Source organism: Kitasatospora sp. NPDC059327, from assembly GCF_042752535.1.
Classification (GTDB): Bacteria; Actinomycetota; Actinomycetes; order Streptomycetales; family Streptomycetaceae; genus Kitasatospora.
The window spans coordinates 116,302-136,976 of record NZ_JBHYYB010000007.1 but is presented as its reverse complement, the minus strand read 5'-3'; the positions used below and the strand labels follow the sequence as shown (position 1 = coordinate 136,976).

Genomic DNA, 20,675 nt, shown 5'->3' with positions numbered 1-20,675 from the left:
ACCGGTCCGCATGACGGTCTGCCGGTCGAACCGGTCTCCTCCCGACCCCGCCTTCGACCCCGGCCCCGCACCCGCCGGCCGGCCGGGGAGTGGCCGCCGACCGAACCGCCGGGCGGGGGCCCGTGGTGGCCACGCGGAGCGGGGCGTCACTGCCAGACGCGGTAGACCGCCTCGCGTGCCTGGCCGAGGTACTGCTGGTAGGTGCCCAGGTGCCAGGCCGCCCACGAGGCCCAGCCGCGGCCGGTGCCGTCGTTGTCGATCTTGAAGGCCTTGCGCGCCGACCAGCCCATGTCCTGCCAGTTCTCGGCGGTGACGATCCCGGCGTCGTGGCCGTGGACCTCCGGGTACCAGCGCTCGTTGATCTGCCAGGCACCGAGGTCCTTGGTGCCCGGGTCGGGGTCGGTGGGGAGGTTGGTGTGGACGGCCAGCCGGTTGCAGCCGGACTCGGCCATGGCGATCGCCACGGCGTAGATCGCGTCGTCGTTGCGGCCCTCGCCGGACTTGTCCTTCGCGAAGCCCGCCCACTGGGCCTCGCGGGCACAGGCGTCGATGCCGCTCTGGTCCCCGGCGGCGTGGGCGGTGAGGGTGGGCGTGACGAGGCTGAGGGCCAGGACGGCGACCGAACCGGTCAGCAGAGCGCGGGTCTTGCGCAGCACGAGAGTTCTCCCTTTCGGCGACGGCCCGGGATCGGGCCGGTACGAGGAAGGACGCTAGGCAGCGTGGGTAGACAGGCCGTCAACGAGCGATAGACGGCCGCTCCGTCCAGGGCGCCACCGGCAACGGACCTGCGAGGAGAGGCTGTTCCGCCTCACCACCACGGTCACGGTCACGGTCACCAACTCCCGGTCCCCTCGGGCCGGTCGGAAATCGTCAGCGGCGGCGGAGCCGCCCGGCATAGGCTGACGATCATGCGTTTCGTTCGAACTTCCTTGCTGCCGCTCACGGCACTCGTCCTGCTCAGCGGCTGTTCCGGAGCGGCGGACCCGGCTCCGGCCACCGGACCGGCCGCCCGGGCCCACGCCGCCGACGACACCCCGACGCCCGACGGACCGTCCCCGAAGCCCACCCCGGTCGACATCCGGGCCCTCACCTCGGCCGAGCTCCAGCACCAGTGGTGGAACTGGGCAGGATCCACCCCCACGGAGCGCAACCCCGTCGTCGACCCGGACGGCCGCGACTGCGCCGAAGGCCAGCCCGAGGGCATCTGGATGCTGGCCGGAACGTTCGGCGGGACCGTCACCCGAACGTGCGCGGTGCCCGCCGGCATCCCGATCCTCTTCCCGTTGGTCAACACGTACGGCGAGAGCTCCGACTGCCTGGCGTTCATGAACGACGCCCGGGGCAGCGCCGTGCTCGACGGGACCGCCCTGCGCGTGGAGGAGTTGGGCGCCACCCAGATCCGGGCCGAGGGGGTGCCGAACAGCCCGGTCCGCGGCCACCGGGACTTCAACGACTCCTGGGCCTGCGGCCTCTGGGTACGGCTGGACGGGCTCACCCCCGGGCGGCACGAGATCGTGCTGCGCGGCGGCTCCGGCACCTTCTCGACCGGCGTCGACTACCGGCTCACCGCGACCGAGGACCCGGCCGCGGTGTCGAAGTCGCAGGCCGACCGCACCGGGCCGCCGAGCGTCTGACGCCGCCGAGCGGCTGTGCGGACCGGTCCCGCGCCGCGACGTCCACTCCGGGGGCGGGCCGAGACCCGCCCCCGGAGGCCGGTGTCAGTAGGCCAGGATGTCCCAGTGACTGCCCTCGTTGCAGTACAGGTTGCCCGAGGCGGCCTTCCACTGCGGGTAGCCGTCGCCCCGGTAGCCGATGTAGGTGAAGCTGTTCTGGATGTAGCCGTCGATGCAGGAGTTGCGGGAGATGTCGACCTTGTAGCCGTTGTAGTGGCTGTACGTCCCGGAGGCGTGGCCCACCTCGGTGCCGCCCGTGATGTTGATGGCACAGCCGCTGGACTGCTTGAGGGTGATGATCGTGCTCACCGTGCCGGAGTTGATCTGCTCGAACGAGGTGCAGGTCGCGTTGGACCGGGTGGTGCAGCCGCCGCTGGAACTCCAGGTGATGCCCGCGTTCCTGAACTGGGCGGCGGCCGTCGCCTGCGAGACCTTGGTACCACTGGCGCCGGCCGTGGGCGCGGCCAGGGCGAGCCCGGCCATGGCCAGGGCGAGGACGGTGGGTACGGTGCGGAGCTTCATCGGCTCTCCCGGTGAGGGTGGTGGACCTCGGGCTGGGCGCGCCCCCGCCTCGTCGCGACCGGACTCGCCGTGCTCGGGGCCGCGTCAGGGGTCCCTCGGACCGGGGACGGTGACGGGAAGACAGACGGGTTCCGGTCCGGACGGGCCCCGCTGACGCGGAGATCGGTGGTGCGACGAGGGTGCGGAACCGTGCGGGAAGCGGCGCGACACCAGAATGACCCGCCGCTCTCTATGCGAGTAGACCCCGGCCCGTGAATTTCGCGTGACGGTCATGTATCCGACAAGCGTGGGTGTCCACTGCCCCACCGGTCGCACCGGCTCCGGGAGCCGGCGGGCGGGGCAACGGCCGGCCCGGACCCCGTCCCGCACCCCGTCCCACCGGCCCCGCCCCGCGTCAGGCCCCGGCGCCCGGTCGCAGGACGGCGAACAGCCCCCGGACCCGGCCGCCATCCGGCGTGCGCCAGACCCCGGCCAGGTGACCGGTCGCCCCCTGCGGCGGAAGCGGCGCGCCACCCTCGGCGGCCCGCAGGGCCCGCCGCAGGCGGAGGACGGCGCTCCGCGGGAGAGCCAGCGCGGTGCCCTCCTGGTCGTCGGTGGCGGTCACCGGGGAATCCCCGGGGATCGAGCCTTCCCCGGTGCGGGAAGCGGTGACGTCCGGATCGGGGGTGTCGCTGGCGTTCTGGTCCTGGGCCCCGACCCGGCCCTCGATCAGGGCCAGCAACTGGGCGACCACTACCGGGTCCTGGTAGCCGTCGTAGGCCCAACGCCGCCCCAGCACGCCGTGCTCCATGGTGCCGACGAGCGCGTGCTCGGCCCCGTCGAGCGGAGCGCCGCGATAGCTGAGCGGCACCAGGTAGGCGATCGGGTCCGGACCCGAGGTGTCGGTCACCACCATGAACTCGATCCCCACCTCGCCCCGCGGGTCGTCGAGCCGGAAGCCGCCGGACTTGACCAGCTCCGGTCCGCCCGGGCCACCGCCATACCACGGGCGGGTGGGGAGCCAGGCGGTGAGCAGCTCCAGCTTGGACGGCTTCAGGGCGGTCTGATGGATGACGGCCATGTCGAACGGTCTCCTCCGTTGATCACACGTGGGCCCTTCCACCTTCCCATCCGTGCGGTCCGCCGTCGCCGCGGGGCCGACCGGGCCCCGTCGGACCGGCCGGGCCGGGTCGGGCCAGGTCGGCCCCTGAGGGACGCCCCCGCCGCACCCGGGGCCACAACTGCCCTGCCCCCTAGGAGATCTGATGGTCTGTACCTCTCACGGAGGAGGCACCGCGCCCCGGCGCACCCCCGGAGGGGGATGACGGCCCTCCGCCCGCTTCCTAGGGTCTGGGACATGTTGCCCACCCCGGGCCTCCCGAACCCGGCCCGACCGCAGGCCTCGGCGCAGCCGCCCCGGCGCGCACCGGCCGGCCGGGCACCGCTCCTGCGGGCACCGCTGTCCTGACCACCGAAGCGTCCTGACCACCGCCACCATCGAGACCGGTACGGGGCGACGGGGCGGGCCGGACCGTGCGGCGGACCGCAGAGCGAGGGCGACGTCGGCGACGTCGCCGACGCTTGCCATTATGCCGCGCACGCAACTATTGTTTCGGCATAGATTGCTTCTGCAATCACCTGCGGTCCGCCTCCTCTCCGCCCGCCGACCCGACCAGGAGTCCGCCATGAGCACCACCCTCTTCACTCCCTTCACCCTGCGGTCGCTCACCGTGCCCAACCGGGTCTGGATGCCGCCGATGTGCCAGTACAGCGCCGCACCGGACGGCGCGGAGGCGGGCGTCCCGACCGACTGGCACTTCTCCCACCTGGCGGCACGCGCCGCCGGCGGCACCGGGCTGATCATCGCCGAGGCGACCGCCGTCAGCCCCGAGGGCCGGATCTCGCCCTACGACCTCGGCCTGTGGAACGACACCCAGACCGAGGCCTTCCGCCGGATCACCGCCTTCCTCACCGCGCACGGCACCGTCCCGGCCATCCAGCTCGCCCACGCCGGCCGCAAGGCGTCCACCGAGCGCACCTGGGTGGACCGCGGCCGCCCGCTCGCCCCGGAGGAGACCCACGGCTGGCGGCCCGTCGCCCCCAGTGCCCTCCCCTTCGACGCGGACCGGGTCGCCCCGGAGGAGCTCGGCACGGAGCAGATCGGCGAGATCGTCCGGCAGTTCGCGGACGCCGCCCGGCGCGCGCTCGACGCCGGCTTCGAGGTGGTCGAGATCCACGGCGCCCACGGCTACCTGATCCACGAGTTCCTCTCCCCCCACACCAACCGCCGCACCGACGGGTACGGCGGCTCCTTCGAGGGCCGGATCCGGCTCGCACTGGAGGTCGTCGACGCCGTCCGCGCGGTGTGGCCCGAGGAGCTGCCGATCTTCTTCCGGGTCTCCGCCACCGACTGGCTCACCGAGAACCCCGAGGACGAGCGCGAGGGCTGGACCTCGCAGGACACCGTCCGGCTCGCCAAGGAACTGCACGCCCACGGCGTGGACCTGCTCGACGTCTCCACCGGCGGCCTCGTGCCGGACGCCCGGATCGAGGCCGGCCCGGGCTTCCAGGTCCCGTTCGCGGAGGCGGTGCGCGACGCGACCGGGATGCCCGTGGCCGCCGTCGGCCTGATCACCGACCCCGCCCAGGCCCAGCGGATCCTCACCGACGGCCGGGCCGACGCCGTCCTGGTCGGCCGCGAGCTGCTGCGCGACCCGTACTGGGCCCGCCACGCCGCCACCGCCCTCGGTGGCGAGGTCGCCGGCCCGGTGCAGTACCACCGGGCGTAGGCGGCGGGCGCCACCACCCGGCGCGCGGGCCGGACTCCCCCGGCCCCGGGGCGGGTCGCGCGAGGCCCTCGCGTCACGGTGACCCGGCCGTCACCGGGCCGACAGCCGTCGACGTCCCACCCTCACCGGCCGACAGCCCGCCGGCATACCGCTCGCACGGCCCGCCCGGCCACGCGCGGCAGGGCGAGGACGACGGGCCCGGGCCGGCGAGAGTCCGGCGGCGTCACGGGCCCGGGGATAATGGTCCACGCCGCGGACCGGCGGCGTCGGCGGCAGCGAGTGACGGAGAGGCAGTGGGCGAATGACCTTGGAGGAAGGACGGCGCGTCAGGTTGGCCGAGGACCTCGGGATCGCTGACGCGGTCGCCGGGGAGGCCGGGGCCGTCATCGGCTTCCTCTCCCTGGGAGCCGGGATCGAGGGCACCGTCGAGCGGGTGGACGGGGAAGTCCCGCAGAGCCACGAAGCCGGCGAGTACCAGCGGCTCAAGGCGCTGTTCGAGGACTTCGGGCACACCATGCCGGAGGCGAGCCGGACCCGGCTGGAGGCGGAGGTCGCCGCACTGGAACCGCACTGGGCCGCGTACCTGGAACGGGGCGAGCAGGTGACCGTCCGGGTCCGGCTGGACAACGGCTTCGTCCTCGACGGGGCGCACCAGGACCTCCTCCTCCCGCTGTGACGACGGCCGGCCCGGCGACCGGCCGACCGCACCACGGGCCGGAGGCGGCCGCGGCGGCGCAGATCGGGCAGGACGACGGCCGGGGCATCGTCGACCCGGCTCGTGTCCGGCCCCGAAGTCGGCGCGCCGGAGGTCGACGAGGAGACCGGTACCCCGTCCGGCCGGGGCTGTCGGACGACATGGGGGTGACCTGCGTCGGGACGACGTGACCCGGACGCTCGGGGCAACGCGTCGCACCGGGCGCCGGCCGGCTCAACGAAGGTTGACCGTTGCCCGGTATCGCGTCCGGCGACCCGCTCTCCGCAGGGCGATCACGCACGCGACCGCAGCCAGGAGCAGCCCCGCCGGAGCAGCCAGGGCGGCGGCCCAAGGGACGAAGCCCCTCCCGGGGACGATGTAGGAGCCCCAAGGCGTCTTCGCCGCATCGACGTGCTCACCGGGGTGACCGTCGTGGCGCAGCGAGACGTGGGTGCCGTCGGCGAGGAGGCCGTCGCACTGTACGTAGTCGTCGCGGCCGGCGTGTCTGGTCTCACACGCTGACACCGTCACCTGTTCCAGCGCCCCCTGCGGCGCGACCAGCGACAGCCCGAGGACGAGGGCGACACCGGCCGCGCACACACACAACGCCGCCAGCACCGCCCACCACCCGACTGTCCCCCGTCCGCCCGCCCCGCCCCGAACCGTCACGGCACCAAGCTACCCGCCCGAGGGTCGAACAACAGGGGCGGGGGCGGGACATGACGCGAAGCCGGCGGTCGACCAGGCTCACCCGGACGGGACGACCGGCCGGCGGTTCGACACCCGTCGCGACATACCTCGGGCACGTCGACCGCGCCTCCGGCAGCGGCGCGTTCACCGGCAGGTGGCCTTCGCGGTCACCGCCGTCGCCCGGGCGGCCGGTGACACTCACCGAGCACGACACGCACGAGTGGGCCGGCCGGGGCGGCCGCTGCCACCGTCGCGGGTGAGGGGTCGCGCAGGACGCGACCGTCGCCGGATTCACCCCTTCGGCGGTCCGTTGCCCGAGCGGCGCGGAGGGCGGGCCGTGCCGGGTCCGCGGGCGGCCGTCGCCGCCACCTCCGGGCCGATCCTCCCGGAGCGAACGCGGAGAACAGTTGATCACTCCCGCGTGTCCACCACGAAACGGCGCGGGTGACGGGTGACGCTGGACTCCGCCAGGTCCCTTTTCTCCCGTTACACCCATTACACCCGTTATGAGGCCCCCCGTGCTCCATCGCCGATCCCCGCACCTGAGACTGTGGCGCGCGCTGTGCGTGGCCGTCCCGCTGGCCGCCTCGGTGGTGGCGCCGGTCGCCGCGCACCAGGCGCTCGCGGCACCGGACCTGTCCCAGCGCCAGGCGGCGGTCCGCGGCGCCGGCACCCAGCGGCCGATCGGCCCGGCACCCGTCGTCGACCTGCTGGCGCACGGCAACCTGACGATGGCGTCGAACTCGGTGCTGACGTGTGACCCCAGCGACGGCTCCGTCTGCTCGGACACCGAGGGCACCAACAACGGCCGCACCATGTACGTGAAGACGGACCCGGCCGCACCCGGTAACAACGCGTCCTCCGCGCAGTTGGTGATCCCGGCCGGGGCCCAGGTGCTCTCGGCGCGCCTCTACTGGCAGTTCAACCCGACCAACACCAGCACCGCGGGCGGCACCTCGGGGGACATCAACACCGGCAACCTGGTGTCCTGGAAGGTCCCGGGTGCCTCCTCCTACCAGCAGCTCACCGCCGACACCTACGACTGGTTCGACCAGCAGGTCGGCGGCACCCCGCCGGAGCCGCTGCTGGCCGGGGCGGGCGTGAAGGACGTGACCGCCCAGGTGAAGGCCGCCGGAGCGGGCAGCTACACCGTCGCGGACATCCAGGCCTGCGCCGGACGCTCCTCGGCGCAGAACTTCGGCGGGAACAACGTGGGCTGCTGGGGCGGCTGGTCCCTGGTGGTGGCCTACCAGGACCAGGCCGAACCGCTGCGCTACCTCCAGGTCTGGGACGGCTTCCAGCTGCTGCGCTCCCCCGACAACCTGGCGACGCTCACCCTCAGCGGCATCCGGACCGCGGCCACCCCCGCCCCGGCCACCATGGGCGTGACCGTCGGCGACGGCGATGTGCCGATCTCGGGTGACCAGCTGCTGGTCGGCTCCGCCACCGACAACCTCACGCTGGTGCCGATGCCCGGCCCCACCGGCATCTCCACCGAGAACGCCTTCACCAGCCGGATCGACCGGGTCGCCGCCGACGGCAGCGGCACCAACATCACGACCCGCGACCCGGCGCCGGTCAACAACTACGGCTACGACGCCCGGATGATCGACGTCACCGGCAAGATCCCGGCCGGCAGCACCCAGGCCGTACTCCGGATCAACGGCTCGGGCGACGCGCTGCACCCGCAGGCGGTCTGGCTGGCCGTCGACGCCCTCGAACCGGACCTGCAGATCACCAAGGCCAACACCCCCGCCGGCACCACCGACAACAACCCGCCCGGCAACGTCTCCCCCGGCGACACCGTCACCTACGCGTTCACCGTCGCCAACCGCCACCCCGACGGCACCACCGAGGGCCTGGACACCGCCACCGGCATCACCGTCACGGACCGGCTGCCCGCCGGCACCACCTTCACCGCCGGCTCCAACCCCGCCTGCGCCGCCAGTGGACAGACCGTCACCTGTCAGGTCACCGACCTCGCCCCGGGCGCCACGAGCACCGTCTCCTTCCGGGTCACCGTCGATCCGACGGCCACCGCCGGCACCGTCCTGGACGACACCGCGACCCTCGACTTCCGGGGCGTCCAGACCGACCGCGCCCAGACCCGCACCAGCAACACCGTGCGCAACACCGTGGTCGACACCCCCGTCTACCGGATCGAGAAGACCGCCGACCCGACGTCCACCACCCCGGGGCACACCGTCGGCTACCGGATCAAGGTCACCAACACCGGTCGCGTCCCCGCCACCGGCGTCACCCTCGACGACGACCTGACCGACGTGCTCCGGTACGCCGACTACAACAACGACGCCGCGAGCGACCTCGGCTCCGTCACCGTCGCCGGCACCGCTCTGCACTGGACCGGGGACCTGCCGGTCGGCGCGAGTGCCACCGTCAGCTACTCGGTGACCGTCCACTCCTCGCTCACCGCCGCCACCTCACTGACCAACACCGTCGTCTCGGACAGCTACCGCAACAACTGCCGGCCCGGCGAGGGCGATGCCCGCTGCCGCGCCGACGTCACGGTGACCGTCCCCTCGCCCTCCCCCTCGCCGACGGCCTCGCCCAGCCCGACGGCCTCCCCGACCGCGTCGCCCCACCCGACGGGTTCCGCGTCCCCGACCTGGCCGCACAGCCCCCGGCCCTCCCACTCGGACGGCGCCCACCCCGGTGGCCAGCTCCCGGGCACCGGAGCCGGGCCTCTGCCGCTGCTCGCCTTCGCCGCCCTCGGCCTCGTCCTGATCGGCCTGGCCGCCCTGTTCACCCGGCGCCGCCGCCACTAGGGACCGCGCCTGCACGGCGGACCGACCGACGACACAGCGACTGACGAGGGCTCATGCCGGTTCGACCGGCATGAGCCCTCCGTCGTCCGAGGTGCGGGCGCGGGTGCCGCGCGCGGATTCCGGCGCCGTCGCGGGCCCGGCCGGGGCGGCACCCGCCCGGAGCGCTAGGCTTCCCGCCGACCGTACGAACGCTCCGGGGGAAACCGCACAGATGACCACGCACGTCCCGCTCGACGAACCGTCAATCGTCCCCGCCGCACCGAGGGCCCGGCCGCGGCGCTCCCGCCGGTGGCTGCTCGCGCCCGCGGCCGTGGTCGTCGCGGCCGCCGCCGCCGGCGCCACGTTCGCCGCCGGCCTCTGGGACGCCGACCTGGAGCAGACCCTCTGCGGACTCCCCCGGGCGGACGACACCCCGCTCGGCTTCGTCCTTCCGAAGGACCGCCCCGGCGTCGAGTCCCGCACGCTCTCCGACGACTCGCTCGGCGGGCACGGCAAGCTCAGCTGCGTCATCTCCGTGGACGGCCACGAGGTCGTCCGTGTCCTGCTGTTCGCGGTGGACCCGGACCGCCCGACCGGCACCGGCATCAGCGCCTCCGCCCGCAGCCAGGTCGGCCAGGGCGTCACCAGCGGCCCCGGCGCCGCCACCCTCACCGACTTCTGCCCCGACACCCAGGCCCTCGCCGCCGTCGCCACCGTCACCACGGACCCCACCATCTGGCCCGGGCCCGCCGAGGACCAGACGCCCACCCGCCTCGCCCTCGGCGACCTGGTCACCACCGTCCTGGCGCAGCAGCGACAGCAGATCTGCCACTGAGGGCGCCGCCGGGCCACGGGTGCCGCGGCGCGGCGAAGGCTCCGCGGCGTCACGGGCTCCTCCGGCCCCCGGGTTCCCCGCGCGCGGGGCGGGGATCGTCGCGGACAGCGGGATCGCCGTCCCGCCGACGCTTCCGAAACAGGTGTCCGGGAGGAGGACCGGAGCGACAGAATGCGGGCATGGTGATCACCGCGCGCGCCCTCAACCGCTCCACGCTGGCCCGGCAGTTGCTGCTCGCCCGGGAGCCGCTCGACGCCGCCGCCGCGGTGCGACGGGTGGTCGCGCTCCAGGCGCAGGAGCCCGCCTCGCCCTACCTCGCGCTGTGGACCCGGCTCGCCGGGTTCGACCCGGTCGGTCTCGACACCGCCGTGGCCGACCTCCAGGTGGTCAGGTCGACCCTGATGCGGATCACGCTGCACCTGGTCCACACCGAGGACTACCGGACCTTCCGCCAGGCCATGGAGCCGACGCTGCGCGCCTCCAGGCTGGGCGACCGGCGTTTCACGGCGTCGGGGCTGACCGCCACCGACGCCGACGCCCTGTTGCCCGCACTGCTGGACTTCGCCGCCCGGCCGCGCACCGGCGCCGAGGTGCAGGGCTGGATCGGCGAGCGGCGGGGCGCGCCGGTGGAACCGGCCGCCGGGCGGCTGCTGCGCCAGTACGCGCCGCTGTGGCACGCGCCCGTCGGAGGCCCCTGGTCGTTCGGCACCCGGCAGTCGTTCGTCGCCGCGGGCACCCGGCCGGTACTGACGGACCCGGAGACCGTGGCCGAGAGCACGAAGCCCCTGATCCGCCGCTACCTGGAGGGCTTCGGCCCGGCCTCGGTGGCGGACATCGCCCAGTTCGCCCTGATCCGGCGGGCCCGCGCCGGAGCCGCGGTCCAGGCACTCGCCGACGAACTCGAACGACTGGAGGGCCCCGACGGCACGGTGCTGTACGACCTCCCCGGCGCGCCCCGGCCGGCCGCGGACACCCCCGCACCGCCCAGGTTCCTGCCGATGTGGGACAGCACGCTGCTGGTCTACGCCGACCGCGGCCGCGTCCTGCCGCCCGCCCACCGCAAGGCGGTGATCCGCGTGAACGGGGACGTGCTGCCCACCCTGCTGGTGGACGGCTTCGTCGCCGGCGTCTGGCGGACCGTCGACGGCGGGATCGAGGCCGCGGCCTTCCGTCCCCTGCCGGAGGAGGTCTGGGCGGCCCTGGCCGAGGAGGCCCGCGCACTTCTCGCGTTCCTCGCCGACCGTGACCCCCTGGTCTACCGGCGCTACGACCACTGGTGGGTCAAGGGCCTGCCGGCCGCCGAGACCCGCCTGCTCGTCGGGTGAAGCCGGGGCCGACGGCCGAGGTCACCGGCCGCGAGGGCCGGGGAACGTCCGAGGACCGCACCATGGGTGACGCCCTGGCGCCCCCGGTGCTCCGTTCGGGGGGGGGATCCCGGGCCGACCGGGGTAGGCGCCCTCGGTACGGGGAAGGCAGCCGCCTGTCCACCGACGCGCGGGCGCACCGCTCGTCCGCCCGCGCGCCACCGCACCAGACGATCGGGACCGAGATGACGAACATCGACCGCAGGAACGCCCTGCGCCTGGCATCCGCGACAGCGGTCGGCACGGGCGCGACCCTCGGCATGACCGGGACCGCCCGCGCGGCCCGGCGAGCCTCGACCCTGAACCTGAGGGGCAGGAGGGCTTCGGCCGACATCCCCGGTGTCCTGACCGCCGGCGCGCCGTACTTCGTCCACTACGAACTCCGGGACAGCGCCGACCGTCCCGTCGGCACCGAGAGCGCGCACAGCCTGCCCATCACCGTCGGGCCGGACACCTCGCTGGTCCTGGCCACCGTGGTGCTGCGCCTCACCGACGGCATGCTCACCGGCGCCGGGGCCTTCGAGCGACCGCTGCCGGTGGTGACCGAAGTGGTGGTGGGCTACCAGCCGTGGTCCCACACCTTCGCGGTCACCGGCGGGACCGGCGCCTACGACGGCGCCTCCGGAGAGCTCACGATCGACCACCTCAGCCGGGACGACTCCGTCCTCACCGCCACGCTGAACTGATCCCCCGGTCCGCACCGGTCCCGCCGCGGCAACCCCGGGCCGGGGCCCGGCGGGCCCGACGGGTGACGCCCGCGCGGGTCGGCCGCCGCTGCGGCGGGTCGCGCGGGCTCCCGTGCCGATACTGCGGGAATGAGACCCTCCCGCCGCACCTCCCTGCTGTGCCTCGCCGCAGCCACCGCGCTCATCGCCCTCGGCGCCCCGGTCACCACCGCCGGGGGCGCGACACCGGACGCCGACCGCCGCGGACCCTGCGTCAGCTCCCCACCACCCGCGGACGGCCCGGCGCTCGACGTGCTGCGGATCGCCGAGCGGGCCAGGACGGAACTGGACCTCAAGTCCGTGATCCTGCGCGTCACCGTCGACGGCCGCGAACTCGTCACGAGCGCGCTCGGCGAGTCGGTGACCGCGGTCCCGGCCGAGCCCGCGATGCACTTCCGCAACGGCAACATCGCGATCAGCTACCTCGGTACGGCGCTCCTGAGGCTGGTCGACCAGGGCCGGGCAGGCCTCGACGACCCGGTCGGCCGCTGGCTGCCCGACCTGCCGCACGACCTCGGCCGGCGGATCACCCTGCGCATGCTCGCCGCCTCCACCACCGGGCTCGCCGACTACGTCACCAGCCCCGGCTTCAGCGAGTCCGTCTACGCGGACCCGTTCCGCCAGTGGACGCCCGAGGAACTGGTGGGCATCTCCACCGCCCGGGACCTCTGGTACGAGCCGGGAACCAACTGGAACTACTCGCACGCCAACTTCGTCCTGCTCGGCGCGGCCCTGGAGAAGATCACCGGGACCCGGCTCGACCACCTGCTCCACCAGGAGGTCACCGGCCCGCTCGGACTGCACGAGACCCGCGACAGCTACACGCCCGACATCCCGACGCCCGTCCTGCACGCCTTCACCTCCGAACGCGGCACGTACGAGGAGTCCACCTTCTGGAACCCCTCGTGGACCACCGCCCCCGGCGCGGTGGAGACCACCGACATCTGCGACCTGGCCCGCTCCGCCGCCGGCATCGGCTCGGGCGAACTGCTCTCCCCGTCCTCCTACCGGGAACTGCTGAACCCGGGGACGGTGGGCCTGGGCACGCCGACCCCGAAGTGCCCCGCGACGACCTGCATCGCGCAGACCGAGGCCACCCACTACGGGACGGGTGTGCTCGTCCTGGACGACTGGATCTCCCAGCACCCGCTGTTCTTCGGCTACTCGGCGTCGCAGGACTACCTGCCGTGCGAGCACCTGGCCATCGCCGTCTCCACGACCAACGGCCCGACCGCCGCCGGCGGCCACAGCGCCCACACCATCGCCCAGCGGATCGCCGCCGCGCTGGCCCCGGACCACCCCATCCCGGACTTCGGCTGAGCGACGACCGCCGGGTGACGGCCGGGCGGGCGGCCGGGTAGGCGGCCGGGTAGGCGGGCAGCGGGCGGCCGGGCCCGGTGGATCCCGCCAGCCGGGCCGGGCCGCACCGGCCCGGGGCCCGCCCGTCACCGCCCGGCGGCCGCCTCACGCAGCGCCGCCAGGACGCGGTCGGTGTCCGGGCCGGTGGTACGCCAGTTGCTGAAGGCCGCGCGCACGGCCGGCACCCCGCCGAGCACCGTCGGCGTCAGGAACGCCTCGCCGGAAGCCGCGACGCGGCGCAGCAGCGTGTCGACGTCCTCCTGCGCGGGGTGCCCCGCGAGGGTGAAGCAGACGACGTTGAGGCGTACCGGCGCCAGCAGCCGGAAGGCCGGATCCGCGGCGAGGCCCGCGCCCAGCCGGGCCGCCTCGGCGCAGTTGCGCTCCACGACCTCCCGGTGGCCGTCACGGCCGTAGGCGGTCAGCGCGAACCAGGCCGGCAGGGCCCGCAGTCGCCGGGAGTTCTCCGGGGCCAGGTGGACGGGGTCCGGGTTCCCGGTCGGGGCGCCGAGGTACGGCGAGGCGTTGTGGAAGGCGGCCACCTGCAAGTCCCGGCGGCGGGTGAACTGCACGGCCGCGTCGTACGGGACGTTCAGCCACTTGTGCAGGTCGACGCAGACCGAGTCGGCCTCGTCGAGGCCGGCCACGAGGTGCGCGTGCTCCGGGGAGAGCGCCGCGAAGGCGCCGAACGCGGCGTCGACGTGCAGCCAGAAGGGATAGCGCTCGCGCAGGGCGGCGATCGCCCGCAGATCGTCGAAGTCGACGGTGTTGACCGTGCCGGCGTTGGCGACGACCACGGCCGGGCGCCCGTCCAGCGCCGCCAGCTCCTCGGCGAGCGCGGCCACGTCGACCGCCTCCCGCCCCTCCAGGGTCCGCACCTGCCGCAGTGCGCTCCGGCCGAGGCCGAGCACGGACAGCGCCTTCCCGATGCTCGAATGCGCGGCGCCGGACAGCACGTGGACCGGCCCGAGGGCGGCGAGGCCGTCGTGGGTGACGCTGACGCCGCGCCGCTCCCCCACCCACTCGCGGGCGACGGCGAGGCCGACGAGGTTCGAGGTGGTGGCGCCGCTGACGAAGACTCCGGTGTGGGCCTCACCCAGCCCGAAGAGGTTCCGCAGCCAGCCGATCGTCTCCTGTTCCAGATCCGCCGCGGCCGAGCCGGTACGGTTGCTGACGTTCTGGTCGAAGGTGGCCGTCAGCCAGTCGCCGGCGAGCGCGGCCGGGGTCGCCCCGCCCGTGACGAACCCGAGGTAGCGCGGGCCGGCGCTCCCGCTGAACCCCGGTTCCCAGCGTTCGGCGAACAGCTTCAACGCCCCGTCGGCGCCGCTGCCCTCCGCCGGGAGCGGCAGCCCCGGGCCTGGCTCGCCGGGCCACACCACCGGCCGGTCCGCGAGACCGGCGAGCGCGTGCACGGCGTGGTCCCGCACCGCGTCGAGGAGTTCGGGCAGTCGGGCGAGGTCTTCACCGAGTCGAGGATGCATACCGACAGCCTAGGCGGGGGCTCCGGCGGAGCGGACTCCGGTGCCGTCGCACCGGCAGCCACCGCCTCGGCCCGACCAACCATTCTGTGGGAGAGCCTCTTTGACCAAACGTCAGGCGAAGCCCCGGGGCTTCGACCCAACGCCTCCGCCGTCCTCACCGTCAGGCGTGGGCGCGAACGTCCGTCGAGGAGCGCACGACCAGCTGCGGGGCGAACCGCTCGACGTTCTCCGCCCGCTCCCGGGCGGGTGCCTGAAGCAGCGTCAGGGCGCGCTCGGCCATCGCGGCGAGCGGGTGGCGGATGGAGGTGATGGGCGGGTCGAGGAGCTCCAGGAGTTCGGTGTCGTCGAAGCCGGTGACGGCGATCTGCCCCGGGACGGAGATCGCCGCGCGCTGCAGGGTGCTGACCAGCCCCACCGCCAGGACGTCGGCGCCGCAGACCACGGCGTCGACCAGCGCCTGCCGTTCGGCGATCCGGCGTCCCGCGGTGCGGCCGGCGTCGGTGGTGAAGCTGGGCAGCAGGACGGTGGTCGCGTCGGCGCCGCGGGCCTCGGTGAAGGCGGCGAGGCGTTCCGCGCCGGAGGAGGAGGCCTGGTCCGCCGCCACCAGCGCGATCCGGCGCCGGCCGAGCCCTTCGAGGTGATCGAGCAGCAGACGCATCGCGGCCGCGTTGTCGAGGGTCACCGCGACGGTGCCCGAGGCGGTGGCCCAGCGGTCGAAGAGGACGACGGGGGCGCGTCCGGCGGCGGCCCGCACCGCCGGGCCGGACGCCCCGGCCGACACCGGGACGACGAGCAGACCGTCGACCCGCCCACCGAGCAGGGTCTCTATCTGCTCGGCCTCGATGGCGGCGTCGTTGGCGGCGTCCGACACCACCAGCTGGCCGCCCGCGGCCCGGACCTGCTGCGCGATGGCGTCGACGAGCTGGACGAAGTACGGGTTGGCCAGCGAGGGGACGACCACGCCGATGGTGCCCGTGGTGCCGGTGCGCAGTGCCCGGGCGGAGTGGTTGGTGCGGTAGCCGAGGCGCCGGGCGGCCTCCTCGACGCGGCGGACGAGTGCGGGGTCCACGTTGCGCGGGGTGCCCGCCAGGACCCGTGAGGCGGTCGCGCGGGAGACGCCGGCGGCCGCTGCCACGTCGAGGAGTCGGGGCGCTGTCACGTGGGGGTCCTTCGAGGTCGGGGTCGGTTCGGATCCGGCGGGTCCGAACCGCTGGAATACGCAGCTTGAGGGTACTTGACGGCTTCCGGGTGCTGGTCCAGAGTGTGGGAGATCGATCTCCCAAGGAGTGCAGATGCCGCTCATCACCGTCGTCGGTTCGGTCAACCGCGATCTCGTCCTGACCGTCGAGGAGCTGCCCCGCCCCGGCGAGACCGTCCTCGCCCGGGACTTCGTGGAGGGCGTCGGCGGCAAGGGCGCCAATCAGGCCGTCGCGGCGGCCCGGCTCGGGTCGAGCGTGCGCCTGGTGGCGCGGGTCGGCGCCGACGCCGAGGCCATCCTGCGGGCACTCGCCGCCGAGGGGGTGGACATCGGGGCGGTCCGCCCGGCACCGGGAACCACCACCGGGATCGCCTCGGTGGTGGTCGACGGCGCCGGCGAGAACACCATCGTGGTCAACCCGGGCGCGAACGCCGCGCTGTCGGTCGCGGACCTGCCGGCCCGGCTGTCCCGGTCGGCCGGCGAGGTGGTGCTGGTCCAGCACGAGATCCCCGCCGAGGTGGTCGCCGCCGCCGTGCTGCGGGCCCGGGACCAGGACGGCACCGTCGTCCTCAACCCGGCCCCGGCCCGGCCGGTCGCCCCGGAGGTGCTGGCCGCCGTCGACGTCCTGGTCCCCAACCTCGGCGAACTCGCCACCCTGATCGGCGCGGACCGACCCGACTCCCTGGACGGAGCGCGCGCGCTGCTGGAGCGGTCCGCGCTGCCCTGCCGGGCGGTCGTGGTGACGCTCGGCGCGGACGGAGCGCTGGTCAAACAGCCGGGCCGCCCCGCCGCGCACCTCCCGGCGCCCGCCGTGGAGGCCGTCGACACCGTCGGCGCCGGTGACACCTTCTGCGGGGCCCTCGCCGACGCCCTGGCCCGCGGCAGCGACCTGCTCACCGCCGCCGAACGCGCCGTCCGCGCGGCCTCGCTGGCCGTCACCGGCCGCGGCGCCCAGTCCGCCATGCCGTCCGCCGCGCAGCTCGACCCGCCCCGCGCCACCGAGTCCTGACGCACCGTCAGACCACCTGTCCCGCCCCGCGCCGCCGCGGCTCCCCCACCGCGGCGGCCCCTCCCTCGGCCCCCTCCCTCGGCACCACCACCCGGTTCACGTTCAACGGAGAACACCCCATGCGCAACCTCAAGCTCGGCCTGTTCGAGAACGCCCAGACCAACGCGAGCGGCACCGCCACCTGGCGCCACCCCGACAGCCGCCGGCACCTGTTCGACACCTTCGGGTACTGGCGCGACATCGCGAAGATCTGCGAGGACGCCAAGCTGGACTTCCTCTTCCTGGCCGACGCCTGGGGCTGGTCGGAGATCGACGGGACGCGCCCGCCGATCGCCACCGAGGAGACCCTGGACCTGCCGCGCCTGGACCCGTTCGTGATCGCCTCGGCGCTGCTGGCGAGCACCACCGACCTGGGCCTGGTGGTGACCGGTTCCGTCCTGGTGGAGCCGCCGTACGCGTTCGCCCGCCGGCTGGCCACCCTGGACCAGCTGTCCGGCGGCCGGCTCGGCTGGAACGTGGTGACCACCGGCACCGCCGACACCGCGGTCAAGGCCTTCGGTATGGACATGGTGGCGCACGACGACCGGTACAAGATGGCCGAGGACTTCCTGGACCTGGTCTACAAGTACTGGGAGGGCGCCTGGGAGCCGGACGCCCTGGAGAAGGACAAGGACGGCCGGTTCGCCGACCCGGCGAAGGTCCACCTGGTCGAGCACGACGGCCCGTACTTCCGCTCGCACGGCTACGGCAACACCGCCCGCTCCCCGCAGGGCACGCCGGTCCTGTTCCAGGCCGGCGCCTCCCCCGCCGGGCGGCGGGTCGGCGGGCGGCACGGCGAGTGCATGTTCGTCGGCAGCGGCTCGGTGCGGCAGCTCGCCGGGCACACCGCGGCGATCCGCGAGGAGGCGGTGAAGGCGGGCCGCCGCGCCGACGAGGTCAAGGTGATGTCGGCGTTCTCCTGTGTGCTCGGCGCCACCACCTCGGACGCCGAGCGCCGCTGGCAGCGCGTCCTGGACGCCCAGCGCCCGGAGGTCACCGTCGCCAGCTACGCCATGTTCACCGGCCTCGACCTGTCCTCCTACGCACCGGACACCCCGATGTCGGCGCTGTCGACCGAGCTGTCGCAGACCCAGGTCGCCCGGTTCGCCGACAAGACCGTCGGTGACGTGCTCGCCGACTGGCACACCCACGGCGTCGGGGCCCGCCCGGTGGTCGGCACCGCCGAGGAGATCGCCGACGAGATCTGCGCGCTGGCGGAGGGCGCCGACCTGGACGGCTTCCTGCTCTCGCCGACCGTCCAGCCGGCCTCGACCGTCGAGTTCGTCGAGTCGGTGCTGCCGATCCTGCGGGCCCGCGGGGTCTTCCGGGGCGCGTACACGGACGGCGAGTCGCTGCGCGAGCGGCTGACCGGCGCGTCCGACCCCGCCCTCCCGGCCGACCACCCGGCCGCGCGTCACCGGCACTGAACCACCCCACTCGCGACGAGAGGACGGCAGAGGATCATGGCCACCCCCGCCCATCACCACCCGACCCCGCCCACCGCGTCCGGTCCCCCGGCACCGGCCGCGCCGGCGCCCACGGCCGGGGCCGGGGCCGGGGCCGGGACCGCCCCCGCGGCCGGCCCCGGAACCGCGCCGACCGAGCTGAACGCCGGGGCGCTGCGCCAGGCGTTCGGGGCCTACCCCACCGGCGTGGTCGCGATGAGCGCGCTGCGCGACGGCGAACCCGTCGGACTCGCGGTGAGCTCCTTCGTGTCGATCTCGCTCGATCCCCCGATGGTCTCGATCAGCGTGGCCCGCACCTCGACCACCTGGCCGAGGCTGGCGCAGGCGCCGGTGCTGGGGCTGAGCGTGCTCAGCCGCGACCAGGCCACGCTCTGCCGGCGGCTCGCCTCCCGCGCGGGCGACCGCTTCGACGGCACCGCCTGGCAGGCCACACCCGACGGCGCGGTCCTCGTGCACGACGCGGCCCTGTGGCTGACCGCCCGGGTGAGCGCGGTGTACGACGGCGGCGACCACGAGATCGTCCTGATGCGGCTGCTCACCGCCGAGCTGTTCCCCGGGGTGGAGCCGCTGGTCTTCCACACCAGCCAGTTCCGCGAGCTCACCCCCCATGGCTGACGCCCCGACACCCCCGCTGGTCGGCACCGTGGTGCACGGCGCCGGCCGGGGGCGGGGCCTGGGCTTCCCCACCGCCAACGTCTCCCCCGACCCCGGCACCCCCGCCCCGCCGTCCGGCATCCACAGCGGCTGGCTGGTCCGCCGCACCACCGGCGCCGTGCACCGCGCGACGATCAGTGTCGGCACCAACCCGACCTTCTGCGACACCACCGAGGTCCACACCGAGGTGTACTGCCACGACCCGTCCGACGAGGTGGGCGACCTGTACGGCGAGCGCGTCGAGGTCTGGTTCGTCGCCCGCGTCCGGGCGACGGCGACCTTCGCCTCCGTCGCCGAGCTGGTGCTCGCCGCCCGGGAGGACATCCGCCGCTCGGAGGCGCTGCTGGACTCCGAGCACGGGCGGCGCGTCCTCGCCCTCCTCTCCTGATCCCCTCCTGATCCCTCCTCAGCACCCCCACCGCCGCACCCCTCCCCACCGCTCGGCGCGCGTCCCCGTTCTCGCGACCACGCCGCGCCCACGCGCCCGGTCGGCCCCGCTCCCCCGCTTCGGCGGGGCCGACCGCCCCTCCCCCACCTCGCTCCACACGAACAAAGGTGTGAGTCATGAGCGCATTCCAGTGGTTGAACGAGCAGTTCGACTTCTTCGGTCTCCCCGTCTACTGGTCCGACTTCCTGGGCAACATCCTGGCGCTCGCCACCGTCTGGCTGGCCCTGCGGCGCTCGCTGGTGGCCTGGCCGGTGCAGATCCTCGGCTCGGTCCTGCTCCTGGTCGCCAGCCTGAACGTGCACCTCGGCGGCAACGCCGCCCGGCAGATCGTGATCATCGTCTCCGCCTCCTGGGGCTGGGCCACCTGGAAGCGCAGCCGCGAGCAGGAGGGCACGATCAACGTCCGCTGGGCCTCCTGGCGCGAACGGACGGTGCTGGCGGCCGCGATGGTCCTGGGCACGGCCGCGTTCGGCCTCGTACTGAAGGGCACGGACGCCTCGTTCTACCCCGGGGCGCCGTGGTGGATGGTCCTCGCCGACGCCTGGATCTTCATAGGCTCGATCCTCGCCATGTACAGCCAGGCGCGGCGCTACGTGGAGTTCTGGTTCGTCTGGCTGGCGGTAGACCTGGTCGGTGTGCCGCTCGCCGTCCACTCGGAGCTCTACTTCTCCGGCATCGTCTACGGGATCTTCTTCGTCATGGTGCTGCTCGGCATCCGCGACTGGGCCGCACGGAGCACGCCGCAGGAGATCGCCTCGCCGCTGGAGTCCGCCGTGGTGGTCGAAGGCCGGGAGGACCCCCGCCCGGCCGGTGACTCCGGCGCTCCGTCCCGCGTGCGCGCCCAGGACGGCTCCGGCGGGGTGAGCGGCGGCCGCTGACGGCGGCGGCCGGCCGGCTCGGTGATCCGGCGCGGGCAAACACCCGCCGCGCGCGCGGGTTGGGGCGGCGGGGAGCGGGGGGGAGGAGCGCACGGGGGCGCGGCCCCCCC

At 74.5% G+C, this 20,675-nt stretch carries 19 protein-coding genes; 13 read left to right on the top strand and 6 right to left on the bottom strand.

Translation table 11 applies throughout. From position 1 onward, the window contains the following. Positions 1–146: 146 nt before the first annotated feature. Positions 147–656, bottom strand: coding sequence for a hypothetical protein (locus ACFXHB_RS07290; protein ID WP_380572828.1), 510 nt, complete (start codon positions 654–656; stop codon positions 147–149). A 252-nt stretch (positions 657–908) separates the two neighbouring features. On the opposite strand from ACFXHB_RS07290, the gene ACFXHB_RS07285 reads away from it, so the two are divergent. Further along, the gene (locus ACFXHB_RS07285) at positions 909–1,634 is read left to right on the top strand and encodes a signal protein (RefSeq protein ID WP_380572827.1); all 726 of its coding nucleotides are present in this window, start codon (positions 909–911) and stop codon (positions 1,632–1,634) included. An 84-nt stretch (positions 1,635–1,718) separates the two neighbouring features. On the opposite strand, the gene ACFXHB_RS07280 is transcribed toward ACFXHB_RS07285, so the two are convergent. Both ACFXHB_RS07280 and ACFXHB_RS07275 read right to left on the bottom strand, forming a co-directional pair. Further along, positions 1,719–2,195 (bottom strand): hypothetical protein, encoded by a 477-nt coding sequence (locus ACFXHB_RS07280; RefSeq protein WP_380572826.1) that lies wholly within the window; start codon positions 2,193–2,195, stop codon positions 1,719–1,721. 394 nt (positions 2,196–2,589) lie between these two features. Then, complete coding sequence (locus ACFXHB_RS07275; RefSeq protein ID WP_380572825.1) at positions 2,590–3,255, bottom strand: 1,4-alpha-glucan branching protein; 666 nt, start codon at positions 3,253–3,255, stop codon at positions 2,590–2,592. A 604-nt stretch (positions 3,256–3,859) separates the two neighbouring features. Here ACFXHB_RS07275 and ACFXHB_RS07270 point away from each other — a divergent pair. Both ACFXHB_RS07270 and ACFXHB_RS07265 read left to right on the top strand, forming a co-directional pair. Further along, positions 3,860–4,963, top strand: coding sequence for an NADH:flavin oxidoreductase/NADH oxidase (locus tag ACFXHB_RS07270; protein WP_380572824.1), 1,104 nt, complete (start codon positions 3,860–3,862; stop codon positions 4,961–4,963). 301 nt (positions 4,964–5,264) lie between these two features. Next, on the top strand, positions 5,265–5,639 hold the full coding sequence (locus ACFXHB_RS07265) for a hypothetical protein (RefSeq protein ID WP_380572823.1): 375 nt from the start codon (positions 5,265–5,267) through the stop codon (positions 5,637–5,639). 252 nt (positions 5,640–5,891) lie between these two features. Here ACFXHB_RS07265 and ACFXHB_RS07260 read toward each other — a convergent pair whose 3' ends face one another. After that, positions 5,892–6,326 (bottom strand): hypothetical protein, encoded by a 435-nt coding sequence (locus ACFXHB_RS07260; RefSeq protein ID WP_380572822.1) that lies wholly within the window; start codon positions 6,324–6,326, stop codon positions 5,892–5,894. 539 nt (positions 6,327–6,865) lie between these two features. On the opposite strand from ACFXHB_RS07260, the gene ACFXHB_RS07255 reads away from it, so the two are divergent. The 5 genes from ACFXHB_RS07255 to ACFXHB_RS07235 all read left to right on the top strand — a co-directional run bounded on the left by ACFXHB_RS07255 (position 6,866) and on the right by ACFXHB_RS07235 (position 13,356). After that, positions 6,866–9,133, top strand: a complete 2,268-nt coding sequence (locus ACFXHB_RS07255; protein WP_380572821.1) for a hypothetical protein — start codon at positions 6,866–6,868, stop codon at positions 9,131–9,133. A 211-nt stretch (positions 9,134–9,344) separates the two neighbouring features. Continuing rightward, positions 9,345–9,947, top strand: coding sequence for a hypothetical protein (locus ACFXHB_RS07250; RefSeq protein WP_380572820.1), 603 nt, complete (start codon positions 9,345–9,347; stop codon positions 9,945–9,947). A gap of 179 nt (positions 9,948–10,126) precedes the next feature. Then, positions 10,127–11,272, top strand: coding sequence for a winged helix DNA-binding domain-containing protein (locus ACFXHB_RS07245; protein WP_380572819.1), 1,146 nt, complete (start codon positions 10,127–10,129; stop codon positions 11,270–11,272). A gap of 224 nt (positions 11,273–11,496) precedes the next feature. Further along, positions 11,497–11,997, top strand: coding sequence for a hypothetical protein (locus tag ACFXHB_RS07240; RefSeq protein ID WP_380572818.1), 501 nt, complete (start codon positions 11,497–11,499; stop codon positions 11,995–11,997). Between the two features lie 129 nt (positions 11,998–12,126). Next, positions 12,127–13,356, top strand: a complete 1,230-nt coding sequence (locus ACFXHB_RS07235) for a serine hydrolase domain-containing protein (protein WP_380572817.1) — start codon at positions 12,127–12,129, stop codon at positions 13,354–13,356. Between the two features lie 125 nt (positions 13,357–13,481). Here the strand turns inward: ACFXHB_RS07235 and ACFXHB_RS07230 are convergent, their stop codons facing one another. Next, positions 13,482–14,873, bottom strand: coding sequence for a pyridoxal phosphate-dependent decarboxylase family protein (locus tag ACFXHB_RS07230; RefSeq protein ID WP_380572816.1), 1,392 nt, complete (start codon positions 14,871–14,873; stop codon positions 13,482–13,484). 160 nt (positions 14,874–15,033) lie between these two features. After that, positions 15,034–16,032 (bottom strand): LacI family DNA-binding transcriptional regulator, encoded by a 999-nt coding sequence (locus tag ACFXHB_RS07225; protein WP_380572815.1) that lies wholly within the window; start codon positions 16,030–16,032, stop codon positions 15,034–15,036. Positions 16,033–16,165: 133 nt separating this feature from the next. On the opposite strand from ACFXHB_RS07225, the gene ACFXHB_RS07220 reads away from it, so the two are divergent. The 5 genes from ACFXHB_RS07220 to ACFXHB_RS07200 all read left to right on the top strand — a co-directional run bounded on the left by ACFXHB_RS07220 (position 16,166) and on the right by ACFXHB_RS07200 (position 20,565). Then, on the top strand, positions 16,166–17,080 hold the full coding sequence (locus ACFXHB_RS07220) for a ribokinase (RefSeq protein WP_380572814.1): 915 nt from the start codon (positions 16,166–16,168) through the stop codon (positions 17,078–17,080). Between the two features lie 119 nt (positions 17,081–17,199). Beyond that, positions 17,200–18,546 (top strand): NtaA/DmoA family FMN-dependent monooxygenase, encoded by a 1,347-nt coding sequence (locus tag ACFXHB_RS07215; protein WP_380572813.1) that lies wholly within the window; start codon positions 17,200–17,202, stop codon positions 18,544–18,546. 36 nt (positions 18,547–18,582) lie between these two features. Beyond that, positions 18,583–19,200, top strand: a complete 618-nt coding sequence (locus tag ACFXHB_RS07210) for a flavin reductase family protein (protein ID WP_380572812.1) — start codon at positions 18,583–18,585, stop codon at positions 19,198–19,200. Continuing rightward, positions 19,193–19,627: a riboflavin kinase gene (locus ACFXHB_RS07205; RefSeq protein WP_380572811.1), complete on the top strand. Its 435-nt coding sequence runs from the start codon at positions 19,193–19,195 to the stop codon at positions 19,625–19,627. The genes ACFXHB_RS07210 and ACFXHB_RS07205 overlap by 8 nt, the downstream gene beginning before the upstream one ends. Before the next feature lie 176 nt (positions 19,628–19,803). After that, on the top strand, positions 19,804–20,565 hold the full coding sequence (locus ACFXHB_RS07200; protein WP_380572810.1) for a nicotinamide riboside transporter PnuC: 762 nt from the start codon (positions 19,804–19,806) through the stop codon (positions 20,563–20,565). Positions 20,566–20,675: the final 110 nt, after the last annotated feature.

Coding starts and splice junctions, on each gene's coding strand:
- ACFXHB_RS07285 (WP_380572827.1), top strand. CDS start 909: ATGCGTTTCGTTCGAACTTCCTTGCTGCCGCTCACGGCACTCGTCCTG.
- ACFXHB_RS07280 (WP_380572826.1), bottom strand. CDS start 2,195: ATGAAGCTCCGCACCGTACCCACCGTCCTCGCCCTGGCCATGGCCGGG.
- ACFXHB_RS07275 (WP_380572825.1), bottom strand. CDS start 3,255: ATGGCCGTCATCCATCAGACCGCCCTGAAGCCGTCCAAGCTGGAGCTG.
- ACFXHB_RS07270 (WP_380572824.1), top strand. CDS start 3,860: ATGAGCACCACCCTCTTCACTCCCTTCACCCTGCGGTCGCTCACCGTG.
- ACFXHB_RS07265 (WP_380572823.1), top strand. CDS start 5,265: ATGACCTTGGAGGAAGGACGGCGCGTCAGGTTGGCCGAGGACCTCGGG.
- ACFXHB_RS07250 (WP_380572820.1), top strand. CDS start 9,345: ATGACCACGCACGTCCCGCTCGACGAACCGTCAATCGTCCCCGCCGCA.
- ACFXHB_RS07245 (WP_380572819.1), top strand. CDS start 10,127: ATGGTGATCACCGCGCGCGCCCTCAACCGCTCCACGCTGGCCCGGCAG.
- ACFXHB_RS07240 (WP_380572818.1), top strand. CDS start 11,497: ATGACGAACATCGACCGCAGGAACGCCCTGCGCCTGGCATCCGCGACA.
- ACFXHB_RS07235 (WP_380572817.1), top strand. CDS start 12,127: ATGAGACCCTCCCGCCGCACCTCCCTGCTGTGCCTCGCCGCAGCCACC.
- ACFXHB_RS07230 (WP_380572816.1), bottom strand. CDS start 14,873: ATGCATCCTCGACTCGGTGAAGACCTCGCCCGACTGCCCGAACTCCTC.
- ACFXHB_RS07220 (WP_380572814.1), top strand. CDS start 16,166: ATGCCGCTCATCACCGTCGTCGGTTCGGTCAACCGCGATCTCGTCCTG.
- ACFXHB_RS07215 (WP_380572813.1), top strand. CDS start 17,200: ATGCGCAACCTCAAGCTCGGCCTGTTCGAGAACGCCCAGACCAACGCG.
- ACFXHB_RS07210 (WP_380572812.1), top strand. CDS start 18,583: ATGGCCACCCCCGCCCATCACCACCCGACCCCGCCCACCGCGTCCGGT.
- ACFXHB_RS07205 (WP_380572811.1), top strand. CDS start 19,193: ATGGCTGACGCCCCGACACCCCCGCTGGTCGGCACCGTGGTGCACGGC.
- ACFXHB_RS07200 (WP_380572810.1), top strand. CDS start 19,804: ATGAGCGCATTCCAGTGGTTGAACGAGCAGTTCGACTTCTTCGGTCTC.